Here is a 17600-nt window from a genome sequence, read left to right as displayed (position 1 = left end):
ACAGCGCGCCGTCCTTCGATCTGCAACGGCGATGACGCGTCGCCGGGCCGCCCCGCTGCCGGTACGCGACGGCTTGGGGCCGGCACGTCTGCGCCTGCACGGCGGCCCGGTCGCCGCCGAGCTGCATTCCCGGTTCGGTGCAGCTGCGGCGGCGAAAGTGGCTGCGGGCGAAGTGGTTACCGCAGATGGGGTAGTGATCGACGACACGACGGCACTGCCGGCCGGGTCGCACGTGTACCTGTATCGCGACTTGCCGGACGAGGTGCCGGTACCGTTCGACCTTCCGGTGCTGCACCGCGACGCCGACCTGGTGGTGGTCGACAAGCCGCACTTCCTGGCCACCATGCCGCGTGGCCGCCATGTGGCCCAGACCGCGCTGGTACGGCTGCGGCGCGAACTGGACCTTCCGGAGCTGAGCCCGGCGCACCGGCTGGATCGACTCACCGCCGGGGTGCTGCTGTTCACCACCCGCCGAGAGCTGCGCGGGCCCTACCAGACCCTGTTCGCCCGCGGCGCGGTACGCAAGCAATACCTGGCGCGGTCCTCCGCCGAGCCGACCGTCGCGTTCCCGCAGCTGGTGCGCAGTCGGATCATCAAGGAACGCGGTCGGCTGCAGGCGCGTGAGGAACCCGGTGAGCCGAACGCCGAGACTTGGGTCGAGTCGGTGGGTGATGGCCGCTACCGGCTTATCCCGCGCACCGGGCGCACCCACCAGTTGCGCGTTCACCTGGCCTCACTCGGTCTCCCGATCGACGGCGACCCGCTGTATCCGCAGGTCATCGATGTTGCACCGGACGACTTCTCGCAGCCTTTGCGGCTGCTGGCCCACCGGCTGGAGTTCGACGATCCATTCAGCGGCCGGCCCCGCGCCTTCGTGAGCGAACGAGACCTCGACACGAACTGACGCTGGGCGCCGGGTTTCGGCGGCGGCAGTCCTGGGTACAGGAAGGCACGACCGGAGCAGAGGGGAGTCCAATTCTGATGAAGGCACACAGCAAGATGACGATCGCGGTGCTCGGCAGTGCAGTCGCGCTGGTCGCAGCCGGCTGCAGCGGCACCAACGAAGAAGGACCCAGCACCACCACGACCACGACCAGCACCACGACGACCACCACGACTGAGACCCCACCTGAGCCGGTACCCGGCGGGCCGGGCCCCGAAAACCCGGGCGAGCCCGGTGGCCCGACCGGTGGTGGCGGACCCGGTGGCGGTGGCGGCCAGATTCCGGGTGGCCCCACCGGCGGCGGTGGCCCCGGCGGAGGTGGCGGCGAGATTCCCGGCGGCCCGACCGGTAGCGGCGGTCCTGGCGGTGGCGGCGGCCAGATCCCGGGCGGCCCCACCGGTTGGGGGGGTCCCGGCGGCGGCGGGGGCTGCGTGCCCGGTGTGGGCTGCGGAGGGTGGCCGTGATCGACCGCGCCCTCGGGTAGTCCTCACAGCACAGCCGGAAGCCGGCCAGCAAGACAGCTGGCCGGCTTCGGTTCTGTCAGCGGCCCGAAGTTCTCGGCGTCAGCGCTGACAGGACGGGCACCAGAACTGAATCCGCTCGCCGTTGCGGTCGGACACCACACCGGTACCGCATCGCCGACACGGCAGGCCGGCTCGGCCGTACACCCACAGCTGTCGGCCCGGTCGGGTGTCGCCGGTGGTACAGCGCGACCAGCGCAACCGGTTCGCCCACAACATCTCGCGTGCCCGCGACACCAGCCGACGCGGATCCTTCAGTTCGGCGACCGGTGTCATCGGCAACCAGCCGACGACGAAGCACAACTCGTTGCAGTAGACATTGCCGATCCCGGCCATCACCGTCTGATCCAACAGCGCCGAGGCCAGCGGACGCTGCGGATCGGCGACCAGCCGTGCGGCGGCCGCCGCCGGATCCCAGTCGGCGCCGAGCAGATCCGGCCCCAGGTGCGCGACGGCGTCGTCGTCCTGGTGGCGGTCCAGCACCTCGAGCACACCAAGGTCGATACCGGTGGCACGAACAGGGCCCGCCTCCAAGATGATTCGTACCCGATGATCGAACGGGCCGGGTCGGGCAGGACGTCGCCCCACCCGCCAGCTGCCCTCCATTTTCAGATGCGAATGGATGCTGGCCGGTCCGACCCGGACGAACAGATGCTTGCCGCGGCTGATCACCTCGTCGACGCGCCGACCGCTCAGATCGACACCGGCGTACCGCGGAACCCGGATATCGCAGCGGGTCAAGGTCTTTCCCGTCAACGCGGCGGCCAGCACCGTGGCGGTATGAAAAACGGTATCCCCCTCGGGCATCAGCGCATCCGCAATCCGCGCGGGGTACGGGAGAACCCGGCCTCGGTCAACGCCTCCAGTGTCGGCGAGTCGGGCAACTCCAGGACCGGCACGCCGTCGACCCGCTCGATGAGAATCCCGTCGACCCGCCGGTCGCTGATCAGCCGCGTCAGCGCCCCGGCGGCCGCACGCTGCGCCTCGGCGGTGCCGGCGAAGTTCAACAGCGTCCGGCCGCCGCGCTCCACGAACCATGCCAGCTCCCCGTCGACCAGGACCACCAGCGCACCCGCCTTGCGACCCGGCCGGGCCGCCGCCGGGTGCGCCGGCCAGCTCAGCGCCGCGCCGTACGGGTTGGCCGGGTCGGCGGCGGCCAGCGCCACCGCGTGGTAGTCGGGCCGGGTCGGGTCGACACTGTCGAGATAGCCGCGCAGCCGGTCCACGGTGGAGGCCAGCGCGAATTGCGCTGCGCCCAATGACTCGATGAAATAGCCCCGCTGGCAACGCCCGGCATCCTCGAACGCGGTCAGCACCTTGTAGACGTTGGCGAAACCGCCGGGTATGGCCTCGGCGGCGACCGCCCCGCGGGTCAGCACGCCGTGGCGGTGCAGCAGCATCTCAGCGGTGTGATGCGCCCGCAGAGTCGAATCCTCCTGTGGGGCAGGCAATAGCGACCAGCGTCCGGCCACTGCCGGGTCGGCGGCGCGGGCCGTGGCGTGGGCGACGCTGTAACGACTGAGCCGGGGTGGGCGTCTGCTGCGGTGCGCCGGGGTGGCGCGTCGGGTGCCGGCCAGCACCGCGCGCACCGGAGCGAAGGTATCGCCGGTGATCCATCCAGCCCAGATCAGTTCCCACAGTGCCGCTTTGCGTTCCGCCTCGCTGGCGTCACCGCACAGTTGGCGGAAGAAGAAGGCGCCGCCGCCGCCCAGGGCGTCCAGAATCGCCCGGTGGGCGTCGCCGAATTCGATCGGCGTCCCCGGTGTCAACGTCAGCGGCGCCGAATCCGCGGTGTGAAAGCTGATCCAGCCGTCGGTGGCCGGGGCGCTGCCGGCTGGGGCGCCGGCGCCGGACCACAGCACTTCCCCGGAAGCCAGCAGTTCGTCGAGCATGGCCGGTGAGTAGTCGCGCACCCGCGGGCCGAAGATCAACGGCTCGACCGCCGACGCCGGCAGAGCCACGCCGGCCAGTTGCTCGATCACCCCGGCCAGCCCGTCGACACCGCTGGCGGTGGCGTCGGGGGTGCCGATCTGCTGCCAGGCCGGCAGGAAACGTCCGTAGGCGGCCGGTGACACCGGTTCGATGGCCGAGCGCAGCGCGGCCAGTGACCGGCGCCGCAGGATCCGCAGCACCTCGCTGTCGCACCACTGTTCGCCGGGGGAGTCCGGGAAATCGGCGAACTCGCCGCGCACCACCCGGGTGTCGGCGGCCAGTCGACCGAGCGCATCGGCCGCCACCCGCACACCCAGCCCGAATCGGTCTGCGGCCTGCCCGGTGGTGAACGGCCCCCTGGTGCGGGCGAATCGGCCCAGCAGGTCGCCCAGCGGATCGGCAACCGGGTCGGTGAAGCCGGTCGGCACCCCGGGCGGCACCGCTACCCCGAGGCCGTCGCGCAGCCGCCCGATGTCCTCGATCGCCACCCACCAGCGGTGCCCGCCGAATGCCACCGTGAGCACCCGCCGGGTGGCCAACAGGTGTTCCAGCCAACCGCCCACCGCTGCGCCCGCGGCGCGGGCACTCACCTCTTCGGTGGTCAGCGGACCGAGCAGTCGCAGCAGATCGGCCACCCCTTCGGCGTCGCGGGCGGCCTTCTCCGGAGTCAGGTGCTGCAGTTGTTCGGTGAGGCCCTTCATCACGTCGGGGTCGAGCAGTTCGCGCAGCTCGACTCGGCCCAACAACTGCGCCAGCAGCGTGGGATCCAGGGACAAGGCCGCCGCGCGGCGCTCCGCCAGCGGACTGTCGCCTTCGTACATGAACGCCCCGACATAGCCGAACAGCAGTGACGCCGCGAACGGGGACGGGGTGGCGGTCTCGACTTGGGACACCCGCACCCGGCGTTGGGCGATCTGCGCCATCAGCGCCGTCAGCGCGGGGACGTCGTAGACGTCTTGCAGGCATTCGCGCACCGTCTCCAGCACGATCGGGAAGGTTGGATATCGGCGGGCCACGTCGAGCAGTTGGGCGGCCCGCTGGCGTTGCTGCCACAGCGGTGTGCGCCGGCCGGGGTGCCGGCGGGGCAACAGCAATGCCCGGGCCGCGCATTCCCGGAACCGGGAGGCGAACAAGGCGGAGCCGCCCACCTCGGCGGTGACGACCGGCTCGATCTCGTCCGCGTCGAACACGAAGAGTTCAGCGCCGGGGGCTTCTGCACCGGAGTCGGTATCGGGCAGCCGGACCACGATGCCGTCGTCGGAGGCCGTCGGCTTCTCGTCGATGCCGTAGCGCTCGTGCAGTCGCCGGCCCACCGCCAATGCCAACGGCCCGTGCACGCGCAGCCCGTACGGCGAGTGCAGGACCACCCGCCAGTCACCGAGCTCGTCGCGGAACCGTTCCACTAGCAGCGTGGTGTCGGTGGGTACCGTCCCGGTGGCGGCACGTTGATCGTCGAGTAGCCGCCTCAGATTGTCGACCGCGTAGTCGTCGAAACCCAAGCCCGCGCAGCGCTTGTCGAACGACTCTGGGTCAAGCCCGGCCAGCTCGCCGGTGAGCGCGCCGAGCGCCGCACCCAGCTCGGCGGGCCGCCCGACACCGTCGCCGTGCCAGAACGGCAGTCGGCCTGGCTGGCCGGGGGCGGGCGCTACCAGCACCCGGTCGTGCGTGATCTCGGTGATCCGCCAGGTGGTGGCGCCCAGCGAGATGACATCGCCGGGACGCGACTCGTAGACCATCTCCTCATCGAGTTCGCCGACCCGGGAGGGCTTTTCCGCGCCCGCCAGGTACACCGCGAACAGTCCGCGGTCCGGGATGGCGCCACCGGAGGTGACGGCCAGCCGTTGCGCGCCGGGCCGGCCAGTCAGGGTGCCGGTGTCGCGGTCATATACCAAACGTGGCCGCAGTTCCGCGAATTCGGTCGAGGGGTATTTACCGGAGAGCAGATCCAATGTTGCCTCGAAGACACCGCGCGACAGAGTGGCGAACGGGGCGCTGCGGCGCACGGTGTCGAACCAGAATTCGGCATCCAGTGGCTCCAGCGCGGCCGCGGCCACCGTGTGCTGAGCCAGGATGTCCAGGGGATTGGCCGGTACCGTCAGGGTCTCGATCTGGCCCGCGAGCATCCGGTGTACCGCGACCGCGCAGCCGATCAGATCGGTCCGGTGCTTGGGAATCAGTACGCCCGAGGAGATCTCGCCGACCTGGTGTCCGGCCCGGCCGACGCGCTGCAGGCCACTGGCCACCGACGGCGGTGCCTCGATCTGGATGACCAGGTCGACCGCACCCATATCGATACCCAGCTCCAGGCTCGAGGTCGCCACCACCGCGCGCAACCGGCCGCTCTTGAGGTCCTCCTCGACGTCGGCTCGGGTCTGCAGTGATACCGAGCCGTGGTGAGCTCGTGCCAGGGGTGCGGTCGGCTCCGTGGAGTCGGCGTAACGTTCTGCGTGAATTTCGTTGAGCCGAGCGGTCAGTCGCTCGGCGAGCCGCCGCGAGTTGGTGAACACGATCGAGGACCGGTGGGCCTCGATCAGGTCGACGATGCGTTCTTCGACCTCGGGCCAGACGGTGCCCTCGGCCGGATTGGCCATGTCGGGCACCGGGACCTGCACCGTCAGATCGAACGTCTTGGCGGCGGGGGGAGTCACGATCGTGGTGGGGGACTGCCCGGACAGGAACCGGGCGACCTCTTCGGGCGGGCGTACCGTGGCGCTCAGCCCGATTCGCTGAGCGGGATGCTCGAGCATCGCGTCGAGGCGTTCCAGGGACAGTGCCAGGTGCGCACCACGTTTGGTCCCCGCCACCGCGTGTACCTCGTCGACGATCACCGTGCGCACGTCGGTCAACGTCTCCCGCGCCGCCGACGTCAGCATCAGAAACAGCGACTCCGGGGTGGTGATCAGAATGTCGGGCGGCTTGGCGACCAACTCGCGGCGCCGCGCCGGTGAGGTGTCGCCGGAACGCACACCCACGGTGATGCCGGGAGCGGGCAGCTCGCGGCGGGCGGCCATCCGGGCGATGCCGGCCAACGGAGTGCGCAGGTTTCGCTCGACGTCGACGGCCAGCGCTTTGAGCGGCGAGATGTAGAGCACCCGGGTGCTCTGACCGGGCTGCGCGGTCAGTTGATCCAGTGCCCACAGGAAAGCCGCCAGCGTCTTACCGGACCCGGTTGGGGCGACCACGAGGGTGTTGTGGCCGTCGGCGATCGCCGACCAGGCCTGCTCTTGCGCGGGCGTCGGCGCGGTGAAGGTGCCGGTGAACCAGTCCCGGGTCAGCGCCGAGAACCGAGCCAGCGACGCCGGGGTTCCTCGGTCTTGTGGGCTCACCCAGCCATGGTGCCAAGTTCGCGGCCGGAATGCTCCCGCGCTGCGGTTTTGGGCTCGTCGCCGCGGGGTATCCGGACTCGGTGATTTCGGTGATCGGAGGCGGGGATGATCATTCTGGATGACGGTGCGACGGCGGTCCGGCCGATCTTCGCCGATGCACACCCGCGCGCGGCAGGCGCCGCGCCGCCCGAGGCGCCACCCCGCGATTGGACGTGGGTGAACTGGGCGCTGTCGCTGCTGACCGCACCGGCCGCCGCACTGCTGATGGCGTTCGCGCTGGCCAGGGTGTCCGGCACCGCGCTGTGTAACAGGGCGGCGTGCCCGGACCTGAAGGTGAACGGCTCGCTGTTCGGCGTGCTGTATCACGGAGCGGCCGGCGTAGCGGCGCTGACGCTGTTCCTCGCCTTCTTCCTGGCGACGCATCCCCGCGGGATGGTGGTCTGGGCGTGCGGGTGGACGCTGTTGCTGGCCGACTTGGCCGCTTTGGTTGTGATGTTCTGACGGATCCGGCCTGCGAAAACCACTACCGAGTTCACTCCTCGACGGTGAAGAACGAGTCGCCGTCTTCGGGGGTGCCGGACACCTGCGCTCGGTGTCGACCGCCCCCTACCGCTTCGTCAGCTTCGTCGGGATCGTGGTCAGGACCGGCCACATCGGGTTGCTCGGCAGCCAGTTTGGCGTCCAACGACTCGTGCGCGGTCTCGCTGTCGGCGGCTTGCCAGGCGTCCGGTGGACCGACGGTTGCGTCGCCGTCGTCGTCGCGCAGCTCGTCGGAGTCGGTGGCCTCGCTCGGCGGCAGCGTGTCGTCGCCGGTGGTGTCGGTGGCCGCTGAATCGGAATCGGGTTGCTCTGTCATGGTGTCTGGCTCTCTCAGTTGGCGATGGCCCATTGCGGCTGGGGCAGTTCCGGCGCCATGTATCCGACGCCACGGACCGTGTCGATGATCGACTCGTGGTCGGCGCCGAGCTTGGCGCGCAACCGCTGCACGTGAACGTCGACTTTGCGACGGCCGCCCTCGCCGCCCCATATCTCGCGCAGCAGCCGGGCCCGGGTGAATGCTTGGCCGGCGTGCTGTACCAGGTAGCTGAGCAGTTTGAATTCGGTGAGCGTGAGGTCGAGATCGCGATTCGACAGTGACGCGTTGAAACTGTCCGGGTGGATGACCAAGGCGCCGAAATGCACCGCGTTAGAGGCGGGTTCGCGCCGACGGGCCAATGCCAGGCGCAGCCGCGCGCTCGCCTCGGCTGAACCCGCGGTCGCGATCAGGACATCGTCGACGTGCCAGTCGAGGCCGACTGACGGGAAGTCGTCGGCGGCGACGACGGCCAAGACGGCGGCCGACGGCGCCCAGGCTCCGAGTTTGCGACAGCTCTCCCGCGCTGCCGTCACATCAACACAGCCGTCCACCAGTACGGCTTTCGCGTCACGGCAGTCGGCTCGCGCGGTGACGGTCAGCGGCCTGCGGACGATCGAATGCCCGAAGACAGCCAACCCCGACAGTGACCCCGCGAATTCGTCGCGGTCGGTCAGTAACACGATCTCCATCGCCTGGCTCCAACCCATGGATGCTATGCAGCCTCAAGGCTTTTACTACCCGCTGCACCCAAGAAGTAACCCCTTCACGCGGCGACAGGCCCGGCCCGCCAGGCGGACCGGGCCTGCCTTCCCCTCGGGCTACTGGTGCGACTGCTCGCGCGCCTCGGCTGCCTTGGCACCCGCCCGGGCCGATTCGGCCTCGGCTTGGTGTTTGGCGGCGTCGCGCTGCGCTTCGCCCTTGTCCTGCTGCGCCCGGCCCTCGCGGGCCAGCTCGTCGTTGCCGGTCACGGCCCCTAGTGCTTCCTTGGCCTTGCCCTTGACGCCCTCCACGGCGCCGCGGATGCCGTCCTCGGTAGCGCTGTTCTTGTCGTCCGACATAGGTGCTCCCTTCGTATTCTGTGACAGCCCCCGCGGTGTAGAGGCCCGCCACAACGGCAAGGCTTCCCGGGCAGCCGTGCGCCCAAACGTGGACCCAGGCGAATGAATCGCCTTGACGCAGAGTTGATCAGCGCGGACGGTAGGAGATGTGACACCGCGCACACCGCCGCGCTCCACGCCCGGTGGCGACCGACTGGGCCAGGAGGACCAGGAGGTCCGCGCGGCCGCTCGATTCGCCGGAATGATCACCGCCACCGCGCTGGCGTTTGTCGTGATAGCGGTGCTGTGGGTGGGCACCTGCGAACCGCACTCGGTCACGGCGGGGTGCGGACGGCCCTACCGGACCGTTCTCGCCGTCGGCGCCCCGGTGATTCTGGCCGCCGGTGGGTTGCGTGCGTTTGTGCGCACCTACCGGGTGTGGCGCGCGCGGGGTACCTGGTGGGGCTGGCAGGGCGCCGGATGGTTCCTATTGACGTTGATGCTGGTCGTCTTGCTGGTCAGCGCGGTGCCGATCATGGGGGTGGACTGATCCGAGCATTGGCATCGGCATCGCTGTTGCATGACTGTGAACATCCTGCAAACCGGGCGCCGCCCAATGTATCGGCATACGATAGTTTCGGGTCGCGGACGGGTCACGTCACACGGGTTGACTTCTGGGGCGGCTCCGGGTTGCTGTCCAGGAGGAGGAATTGCAATGGGCGACACGTTTCATGACCCCGTCGACCATGTCCGGACGACGCGGCCCCACGCGGGCCGCGCCATGATCGACGTCTTGGGTTGGCCGGGCTACTCCCTGCTGGTGGTGGGCATGGTGGCCGGTATCGGTTGCCTCGCCGCATTCGGGACCGGACACGACCGGCAGGGTGTGGAGGTCGCGGTCATCGCGGTGCTCGCCGCCGCGCTGGGCACGGTGTGGCTGCTGCTCGAGCATCGCCGGATCGGCAGGGTGAACCACCAGTGGCACTTGGCGCACGCCGAGCTGCGTCAGCAGCCCTCCACGAGTTAACCCGAGGGGGTCAAGTCGGCCCGGCCGGTATTCCGGCCGGTCCGCGCTGTGGCCGATGTGCGAAATCGATGATTGAGTTCCCCGGTGATCGGGTACAGACATCCCATGACTGATCTCCGGGCAGCCGGCGTTGGGTGCTGACGATGTCGGCTGAAGGCGGAATACGCGAGGGTGCCTGCAGGCGAGGGTGGTGAGCAGTCGATTGACACGCAGCAGTAGTCTCGGTCCGATTTCGCCGGGAGGCCTCATGACCGACATTGACAGTGACCGGACTCAGCGTTCTTGCAGTGAACGGGCCGTCGAACTGCGGGTAAAGCCCAGGCTGGAAAGTCTGGCGGTGGTGCGCATGCTGGTCGGTGCGATCGCCACCTACGAGGATCTTGACGTCGACACCGTCGCTGATCTGCGGCTGGCGATCGACGAGCTGTGCACCCAGCTGATCCGGAGCGCCGCCCCCGGCGCGATGCTGTCTGTCGTCATCGACCCACACGACGACCATGTGACGGTCCAGGCGTCGGCAGCCGGTGACGGGGCCGGCGTACTGACCCCGGGAAGCTTCAGCTGGCACGTGCTCACCTCGCTGGTCGATGACGTCGAGGCATTCCGGGACGGGCACGACTCCAACGGTGCGGGTGAGGTATTCGGTGTCACGTTGACAACCCGCCGGGCGGACTCCGGGCGGTGAGCCCGCGTGCCGCCGGCAGCGGCTCACAGTCCGGATCGGAATACGCCGACGTCGGCGACATGTTTCGCGAGCTCGCCCAATATGACGCCGACTCGCCCGACTTCCGGAACCGCAAAGACAAGATCGTGGAACGGTGTCTGCCGCTGGCGGACCACATCGCTCGCCGGTTCGAGGGGCGCGGAGAGCTGCGGGACGACCTGGTTCAAGTAGCGCGGGTGGGTCTGGTCAACGCCGTGACGCGCTTCGACGTCGAAACCGGCTCGGATTTCGTCTCGTTCGCGGTTCCGACGATCATGGGCGAGGTCCGCCGGCACTTCCGCGACAACAGCTGGTCGGTCAAAGTGCCCCGCCGGCTCAAAGAGCTGCATCTTCGGTTGGGCGTCGCCACAGCTGAGCTGTCGCAACGCCTGGGGCGGGCGCCGACCCCCTCCGAGCTGGCGGGCGAGCTTGAGTTGAGCCGCGACGAGGTGGTCGAAGGACTGGTCGCGGGCAGCTCGTACAACACGCTGTCGATCGACGGCGGCGGCAGCTCGGACGAGGACGACGTCCGCTCGATCGCCGACACCCTCGGCGACGTCGACGCCCGGATGGACCGCATCGAGGATCGGGAGGCGTTGCGGCCCTTGCTGGATGCCCTGCCGGAGCGCGAACGCACGGTGCTGGTGCTGCGGTTCTTCGAATCGATGACCCAGACCCAGATCGCCGAGCGGGTCGGCATTTCGCAGATGCACGTGTCGCGCCTGCTGGCCAAATCGCTGGCTAAGCTGCGCGATCAGCTGCAATAGGCCTGCTCGTCGGCGGCTGCTCAGCTGCCGGCGGTCAGGCCGCGGGTGGCCGGGCCTTCCAGCAGGGTCCCGTCGGGAGCGAAGCGCGACCCGTGCAGCGGGCACTCCCAGGCCCGGTCGGCGTCGTTCCAGGTGACGATGCCACCCAGGTGGGGGCAGACCGGGGAGAGGCGGTGTTCAACGCCGTCCACCCGGCACTTGGCCTGCAGTCGCCACGGGGGTCCGCTGACCACGCCCGAGTCGGTGCCCAGGCATTGCTGGCCGATGTGGGCCGTCGGCGTGATCCAGCCCTTCGCCAGATTGAGGCCGACCGAGAGATTGGCTGCCAGGGCCGTCGGCAGGCCGCGTAGCTCGCTGGTTCTCCAGCTGGCGAACGCTCGGTCCCACTTCGGTCGTTTGCCGAGCAGTCGGCCCGACAACGCCAGCGCGGCGGCCGCCCCGTTGGTCATGCCCCATTTGTTGAACCCGGTTGCCACGTAGATGGTTTCGTTCTCCGGAAGAATGGGGCCGACGTAGGGCAGCTCATCGACGGGTGCGTAGTCCTGCGCGGACCACAGGTGCGTGCGGATGGCGCCCGGGTAATGCCGGACCGCCCACGACTCGAGTTCGGCCAGCGCATCCGTCGGGTGCTTTTCGCGGCCGACGGTGTGGCCCGCCCCGCCGACCAGGAGCAGTTCCGAGCCGTTGACCGGGGCGTAGCGCAGCGACCGGGTCGGCGAATCGGTGGAGATCATCATGGGGCGGGTGACCTCGCCGGGCACGTCGAACGCCATGCAGTATGACCGGCTGGGTTTGACGCGGGCAAAGTATCCGCCGCGGTCCAGGATCGGGATTCCGGTGGCCAGCACCAGTTGAGTGGCCTGCAGTTCGGCGCGCCTGTGCGGGCCGTCGACTTCGAGTCGAACTCCGTGACGGTTGCTCGAAACCTGCTGTACCCGGGTGTGTTCCAGAAGTTGGCCACCGTGGGCGAGCAGCTCGGCGCGCAGCGCATCGAGGAACGGCATGGGGTCGAACTGTGCCTGTGCGATCAGGCGGACACCGCCGTGGTAGTCGAACGGTACGTCAGCGTGCGCCTCCCATGTCGCCGGCAGACCCAATGCGCGGCAGGCCTCGAACTCGGCCCGCGCCGCCGCCACCCCACGCTCGGACTGGGCGAAACTGTAAGCGTCCTCCCGCTGGATCGGCACCCCGGCAGCCGCGCAGAACGACAGCAGCCAGTCCTGTCCGGCGCGGTTGCCGTCCAGGTAGGCAGCGGCCAGGCTTTTGCCCTGTTTCGCCGAGATCGTCGACAGCTGGGTGCCCTGCAGCAGGCTGATCTTGGCGGTGGTGTTGCCGGTCGCGCAGGCTCCGACCGTCCTGGCCTCCAGCACCAGCACGTGGCGGCCGGCGCGCGCCAGCAGCACCGCGGTCATCAAACCGGTGATACCGGCGCCCGCCACCACCACGTCGGCGACACCGGGCACATCTTCGGCGGTGCCCGAAGCCGGTGATGTCTCGATCCGGTCGGCGAGCCACAACGAGGTCATGGTCGATCAGTACCCCGCGAGGCGGTGGTGAAACGTGCGGGTGCCAAGGAGCGCGGGTTTCGGTCCCATCCCGGCGGGTATGCGACCAGGCGGGTTCGGATCCGGACCCGCCAGCGAGGGGAGGAAACCCGTGGACGCATTGAGCTTTCTTCGCGCCGACCACGAGAGCGTGTTGGGCATGTTGCAGGTACTCGACGGCGCGCCGCAGGGCGACGGGGCGCAGCAGAGCGGGTTGGCGACCATGGTCACCAACTTGGTGATCGCCGAGTCCCAGCACGAGTCCATCGAGGAACAGCTGTTCTGGCCGGCGGTCCGCGCGGCCCTCGAAGATGGCGATGATTTGGCGGACCACGCCATCGCCCAGGAGGAAGCGGGCAAGGTGCTGCTGCAGGAGCTTGAGGACGGTCAGCCGGGTGAGCTCGAGTATCACCGGGCGCTGAGCGAATTCGTCACGGTGGCAAGGGAGCACATCAGTTACGAAGAGAATGTGGTGTGGCCGCGGTTCAGAGGGGCGGTCAGTGCAGACGATCTTGAGCAGCTGGGTGACAAGCTGCAAACCGCCAAGAAGATCGCGGCGACCCGGCCACATCCCAATGCCCCGTCGGGCGGCTTGGCTCAGAACACCGTGGGAATGGCCGCTGCCGTTGTCGACCATCTGCGCGACCAGTTGAGCGGGCGGGTGGCGGACAATCCGCCCGATGCGCCTAAGAGTTGACGCCTAAGAGCTGACGAGGGCGCCTAATCGGGCGGCTCGTCCGGGACGCCACGTTTGGGCGTTTCGCGTGCCCTGGATTCGGTTCCGTATTCTTCGGCGACCTTCTTCTCGAGGCGATCGACGGTGCTCTCCGAGGACGTCTTGTTCTTGGGCTGTTCGTCAGGACGGTATGTCATAGATGTGGCTCCCATGTGCGGCCGCGACGCCGGCAGGCTGGGCTACGCGGTGGCGGTGTGCTGTTGGTGCGCGAAGGGCTTGTCGGCGTGCACAGCGGGACTGCCCTCCGGGTTATCCTGCGGCCCAAGGTTTTTCCGTACAGAACCACCGAGCCAATCCCGGGACGGGCGCTTGACGTAGTCCCACTCCATGCCATTGGGCCACGGGCCCTGGCCTTGGTTCCACGGTCCCCGGCTGGTCTCGCCTTCGGACATGTTGAATGCCACGTTCTGAAAGCGCTCGTCGCCGGGCGCCTGGCCGGGCGGGAAGTTGACCGGCAGCTCGTTGAGCGCGGCGGTGAATTGCTGGAAGTGGGTGACCTCACGGGTCATCAGGAAGGTCAGAGTGTCCTGAACGCCGGGGTCATCGGTGAACTGCTTGAGGTATTCGTAGACCACCTTGGCCCGTGATTCGGCCCCGAGGTTGCTGCGCAGGTCCACCGACGGGTCGCCATTGGCGTTGATGTACGCCCCGGTGAAGGGTGTGCCCATTGCATTGCTGACGTGCGGGCCGCCGCCGGTCTCCACGAAGTGCAGCGGATTGAGCGCAACCTGGTGGATGATCTGCTCGCGACCGTCGCGGCCGGCCACCGCGGGCATCCAATCGCAGCGCTCGTTGGCGTTCTTCAGATCGTCGTTGAGGCCGTCGAGCAGCATGGTGATCAGCGAGCCGACCATCTCAAGGTGGCTGAGCTCCTCGGTGGCGATATCCATGAACAGGTCATACATCTTCGGGTTTTTGCGACGCAGCAGGAACGCCTGGGTGAAGTATTGCATCGCCGCCTTGAGCTCACCGTTCTCACCACCGAACTGCTCCTGCAACAGGTTGGCGAACCGTGGATCGGGCCGTTCGACCCGGACCTCGAACTGCATCTCCTTGTTGTGCACGAACATGTTGGCTCCCTAATAGCGGTGCTGAATCGATGACGGCTGCGTACCCGTGGGCACCCCGGCTAAACGTGCGACTCGGACCCAGTCGACGCGTGTTTGCGCCGCGCTGCGGGCGGGTAGCCCGTCGGTGTTCGCGCGATACGACGGAGGCGACCCGATGCGGGCAGTCACATGGCAGGGCAAGCGCAAAGTACAGGTCGACACGGTCCCCGACCCGGTGATCGAGAAGCCGACCGACGCCGTCATCGAAGTGACGACGACCAACATCTGCGGGTCGGATCTGCATCTCTATGAGGTGCTCGGTCCGTTCATGGATCCCGGCGACATCCTGGGCCATGAGCCGATCGGCATCGTGACCGAGGTCGGTGGTGAGGTCAGCAATCTCAAACCCGGTGACCGGGTGGTCATCCCGTTTCAGATCGCCTGTGGGCATTGCTGCATGTGCAAACGCGGTCTGCCGACCCAATGCGACACCACCCGGGTCCGCGAGCAGGACACCGGCGCTGCCCTGTTCGGTTACTCCAAGCTCTACGGGCAGGTTCCGGGCGCGCAGGCACAGTACCTGCGCGTGCCGCAGGCGCAATACACCCACATCAAAGTTCCCGACGGGCCGCCGGATTCGCGTTTCGTGTATCTGTCCGATGTGCTGCCGACCGCGATGCAGGCGGTTGACTACGCGGCGATACCCGACGGCGGCTCCGTGACGGTGCTGGGACTCGGACCGATCGGCGACATGGCGGCCCGCATCGCCACCCATCAGGGGGCCCGGGTGATCGGCGTGGATCTGGTGCCTGAGCGGCTGGGCCGGCTGGCAAGGCGGGGGATCGAAATCGTCGACCTGAGTGAGGTATCCGATATCGGTGAGGTGATTCGTGACCGCACGGACGGCCGCGGCACCGATGCGGTGATCGATGCTGTCGGTATGGAGGCGCACGGCTCCGCCGGCGCCAAGGCCGTGCAGCAGCTCAGCTCGCTGCTGCCGGACGCCGTGGCCGGACCGTTGATCAACAAGGCCGGTATCGACCGGCTCGCCGCGCTGTACGCCGCGATCGATATTGTGCGCCGCGGCGGCACCCTCTCGATCGTCGGTGTGTATGGCGGCAAACTCGACCCGTTGCCGATGTTCACCTTGTTCGACAAGCAGATCACGGTGCGGATGGGGCAGGCCAACGTCAAGCCGCGCGTGGACGCGCTGATGCCGCTGTTGACCGACGACGACCCGTTGGGTGTCGACACCTTCGCTACCCACGAACTGCCACTGGAGCAGGCGCCACAGGCTTACCAGATGTTTCAGGAGAAACGCGACGGCGCGGTGAAGGTCGTGCTCAAGCCATGAGATGAGCCGTGATGGAGTTGCCCAACACGTGCGCGGACTCGAACAGCAAGGCGTGCGCGAACGCCTGCGGCAGGTTGCCGCGCAACTGACGTTGCCCGACGTCATACTCCTCGGCGAGCAGTCCGGACGGGCCGCACGCGGTACGGCCCCGTTCGAACCACTGCAGTGCGGCAAGGTTGTTGCCCTGCTGATGATCTGCCAGCGCCATCACGAAGTTGCACAACAGGAACGCCCCTTCGGCCTCCCCGAGGCCGCGCTGGTCGGGCCGGTAGCGGTAGACGAAGCCATCCTGGGTGAGCTCGTCGCGCACCGCGGCCAGCGTCGCCAGGGTGCGGGCATCGTCGGCAGGGACGGCTCCGCGTAGGGCCGGAAGCAGCAGGGCCGCGTCGACTCCGGAATCCTGCGGCGCGCGTTGCCACCTGCCGTCGCGGTGCAGGCAGTCCGTGCTGGTATCGCTGACCAGCTTGTCGGCCAGCTGCTGCCAGCGGGCACCTTCGGCCAATGACGCCACGCCGGCTATTCGGCGCAGTCCGGCGGCGCACATCAGCCGGGAGTGGGCCCAGCGTTGGTCGTCCAGTTCCCAGATTCCGGCGTCTGGCTCGGCGCAACGCTTTTCGATTGCGTCCACCAAGACGTGCACCGCACGCCAATGGGTGCTGTCGAGCCGGTCCAGGCGTCCTGCGGCGGCCAGCAGCAGCAGTGCCTCGCCGAAGTTGTCGAGCTGGAACTGGTCGCCGACCCAATTGCCGGTTTTGACGACCGCGCCCGGGTAGCCGGGCAGTGGCAGATCGTGTTCCGGCGGCGCCATCGTGGCGTCGACGCAGTAGGCCGGTCGCAGGTCAGGTCCGTCGTCTAGGACGCGCTCGGTGACGAACCGGACGGCGTCGTCGAGCAGCGGGTGCGGGCCCGCGGCGGCGATCGCCTGTCCGGTGTAACACTGGTCGCGAATCCAGCAGTAGCGATAGTCGTAGTTGCGCCCTTCACTGGCCCGCTCCGGCAGCGACATCGTGGCGGCCGCGACCATTCCGCCGCCAGTGCTGGTCAAGCCCCGCAATACCGCATAGGAGAGTTGCGCATCGACGTCGGCCAGGGTGCCGGTGATCTCCGGAACAGCTTGTTGCCAGGCGTTTTCGGTGCCGTCCCAGGCCAGGTCTGCGCTCACCGGTTGCGCCGGCAGTTCGCGATCGGACAACTCCAGCACCAGGTCGTGATCGCGTCCGGGCGCGACGTCGAGCACCATGCGCAGCGACCCGTCGGCGGCGCGACGGGCCTCGGCGCCGCCCGTCCACCGGAAACGGTGCGGCCCCGACCGCCCGGTCCAGAGCCCCCCTTCGCAGGACAGTTCCGACATCGCGGTGGCGCCGAACTCGGCGCGAACGTCGAGCGCGACCTGCATTCGCATCGGCCGGTCGAGTGCCTGGATGCGGCGTAACACCACGGCCGTGTGCATGTCCCCGGGGAAGGCCAGGGCCTCGCGGCATTCCACGATCCCATCGGTGGTGACCCAGCGAGAACGCCAGATCAGCGATCGCTCCTCGTATCGGCCGCCCCAGACGTAGCGCAACTCCGGGGTGACGGCATAGACCCCCGGCCCACCGAGGAGCGAACTGAACACGGCCGGACTGTCCCATCGGGGCAGGCACATCCAGCAGAAGTCGCCTCGTGGCCCGACCAGGATCCCGCGCTCACCGTCTGCGATCAACGCATACTGGCGCAATACCTGCGGCGGGAAATGTTCGAGCAGCGGAGATCCCTCGTCCATGGCCGGGGCATACCCGCTGCCGGGGGCGGCTAGTCACCGATGG

At 68.5% G+C, this 17600-nt stretch carries 18 protein-coding genes; 9 read left to right on the top strand and 9 right to left on the bottom strand.

The window, feature by feature from the left end; translation table 11 throughout:
• Positions 1 to 31 precede the first annotated feature (31 nt).
• Positions 32 to 904, top strand: a complete 873-nt coding sequence (locus N416_RS0107800) for a pseudouridine synthase (protein ID WP_024441556.1) — start codon at positions 32 to 34, stop codon at positions 902 to 904.
• Between the two features lie 77 nt (positions 905 to 981).
• Positions 982 to 1407, top strand: a complete 426-nt coding sequence (locus N416_RS23175; RefSeq protein WP_024441555.1) for a hypothetical protein — start codon at positions 982 to 984, stop codon at positions 1405 to 1407.
• 99 nt (positions 1408 to 1506) lie between these two features.
• Here the strand turns inward: N416_RS23175 and nei2 are convergent, their stop codons facing one another.
• Positions 1507 to 2271 (bottom strand): endonuclease VIII Nei2, encoded by a 765-nt coding sequence (gene nei2, locus N416_RS0107790; RefSeq protein ID WP_024441554.1) that lies wholly within the window; start codon positions 2269 to 2271, stop codon positions 1507 to 1509.
• Positions 2271 to 6722, bottom strand: coding sequence for an ATP-dependent helicase (locus tag N416_RS0107785; RefSeq protein ID WP_024441553.1), 4452 nt, complete (start codon positions 6720 to 6722; stop codon positions 2271 to 2273). The genes nei2 and N416_RS0107785 overlap by 1 nt, the downstream gene beginning before the upstream one ends.
• A gap of 105 nt (positions 6723 to 6827) precedes the next feature.
• Between N416_RS0107785 and N416_RS0107780 the strand changes: the two genes are divergently transcribed.
• On the top strand, positions 6828 to 7223 hold the full coding sequence (locus N416_RS0107780; protein WP_024441552.1) for a hypothetical protein: 396 nt from the start codon (positions 6828 to 6830) through the stop codon (positions 7221 to 7223).
• A gap of 31 nt (positions 7224 to 7254) precedes the next feature.
• Here the strand turns inward: N416_RS0107780 and N416_RS0107775 are convergent, their stop codons facing one another.
• The 3 genes from N416_RS0107775 to N416_RS0107765 all read right to left on the bottom strand — a co-directional run bounded on the left by N416_RS0107775 (position 7255) and on the right by N416_RS0107765 (position 8636).
• Positions 7255 to 7578, bottom strand: coding sequence for a hypothetical protein (locus N416_RS0107775; RefSeq protein ID WP_024441551.1), 324 nt, complete (start codon positions 7576 to 7578; stop codon positions 7255 to 7257).
• Positions 7579 to 7592: 14 nt separating this feature from the next.
• Positions 7593 to 8267 carry a winged helix-turn-helix domain-containing protein gene (locus tag N416_RS0107770; protein ID WP_024441550.1) on the bottom strand — a complete coding sequence of 225 codons (675 nt, stop codon included), beginning with the start codon at positions 8265 to 8267 and terminating at the stop codon, positions 7593 to 7595.
• 129 nt (positions 8268 to 8396) lie between these two features.
• Positions 8397 to 8636: a CsbD family protein gene (locus N416_RS0107765; protein ID WP_024441549.1), complete on the bottom strand. Its 240-nt coding sequence runs from the start codon at positions 8634 to 8636 to the stop codon at positions 8397 to 8399.
• A gap of 148 nt (positions 8637 to 8784) precedes the next feature.
• Between N416_RS0107765 and N416_RS0107760 the strand changes: the two genes are divergently transcribed.
• The 4 genes from N416_RS0107760 (at position 8785) to N416_RS0107745 (ending at position 11112) form a co-directional block, all read left to right on the top strand.
• Complete coding sequence (locus tag N416_RS0107760; protein ID WP_024441548.1) at positions 8785 to 9165, top strand: hypothetical protein; 381 nt, start codon at positions 8785 to 8787, stop codon at positions 9163 to 9165.
• A gap of 165 nt (positions 9166 to 9330) precedes the next feature.
• Positions 9331 to 9642 (top strand): protein UsfY, encoded by a 312-nt coding sequence (gene usfY / locus N416_RS0107755; RefSeq protein ID WP_024441547.1) that lies wholly within the window; start codon positions 9331 to 9333, stop codon positions 9640 to 9642.
• A 247-nt stretch (positions 9643 to 9889) separates the two neighbouring features.
• Positions 9890 to 10327 (top strand): anti-sigma factor, encoded by a 438-nt coding sequence (locus N416_RS0107750; RefSeq protein ID WP_024441546.1) that lies wholly within the window; start codon positions 9890 to 9892, stop codon positions 10325 to 10327.
• A complete protein-coding gene (locus N416_RS0107745; protein ID WP_024441545.1) occupies positions 10324 to 11112 on the top strand; it encodes an RNA polymerase sigma factor SigF in 789 nt (262 codons plus the stop codon). The genes N416_RS0107750 and N416_RS0107745 overlap by 4 nt, the downstream gene beginning before the upstream one ends.
• Before the next feature lie 20 nt (positions 11113 to 11132).
• Here the strand turns inward: N416_RS0107745 and N416_RS0107740 are convergent, their stop codons facing one another.
• Entirely contained in the window at positions 11133 to 12638 is a 1506-nt protein-coding gene (locus N416_RS0107740; protein WP_024441544.1) for an FAD-dependent oxidoreductase, read from the bottom strand.
• A 130-nt stretch (positions 12639 to 12768) separates the two neighbouring features.
• Between N416_RS0107740 and N416_RS0107735 the strand changes: the two genes are divergently transcribed.
• The gene (locus N416_RS0107735; RefSeq protein WP_024441543.1) at positions 12769 to 13353 is read left to right on the top strand and encodes a hemerythrin domain-containing protein; all 585 of its coding nucleotides are present in this window, start codon (positions 12769 to 12771) and stop codon (positions 13351 to 13353) included.
• A 23-nt stretch (positions 13354 to 13376) separates the two neighbouring features.
• Here the strand turns inward: N416_RS0107735 and N416_RS23490 are convergent, their stop codons facing one another.
• Positions 13377 to 13529 carry a hypothetical protein gene (locus N416_RS23490; RefSeq protein ID WP_164517840.1) on the bottom strand — a complete coding sequence of 51 codons (153 nt, stop codon included), beginning with the start codon at positions 13527 to 13529 and terminating at the stop codon, positions 13377 to 13379.
• Positions 13530 to 13571: 42 nt separating this feature from the next.
• Complete coding sequence (locus tag N416_RS0107730) at positions 13572 to 14462, bottom strand: manganese catalase family protein (RefSeq protein ID WP_024441542.1); 891 nt, start codon at positions 14460 to 14462, stop codon at positions 13572 to 13574.
• Positions 14463 to 14616: 154 nt separating this feature from the next.
• Here N416_RS0107730 and N416_RS0107725 point away from each other — a divergent pair, with 154 nt between their 5' ends.
• On the top strand, positions 14617 to 15795 hold the full coding sequence (locus N416_RS0107725) for a Zn-dependent alcohol dehydrogenase (RefSeq protein ID WP_024441541.1): 1179 nt from the start codon (positions 14617 to 14619) through the stop codon (positions 15793 to 15795).
• On the opposite strand, the gene N416_RS0107720 is transcribed toward N416_RS0107725, so the two are convergent.
• Positions 15785 to 17557 (bottom strand): glycoside hydrolase family 15 protein, encoded by a 1773-nt coding sequence (locus tag N416_RS0107720; RefSeq protein WP_024441540.1) that lies wholly within the window; start codon positions 17555 to 17557, stop codon positions 15785 to 15787. The genes N416_RS0107725 and N416_RS0107720 overlap by 11 nt on opposite strands.
• Between the last annotated feature and the right edge of the window lie 43 nt (positions 17558 to 17600).

Origin of the sequence: Mycobacterium sp. UM_WGJ, assembly GCF_000455125.1 — a bacterium.
GTDB lineage: Bacteria > Actinomycetota > Actinomycetes > Mycobacteriales > Mycobacteriaceae > Mycobacterium.
This window is presented reverse-complemented; position numbering and strand designations above follow the sequence as displayed.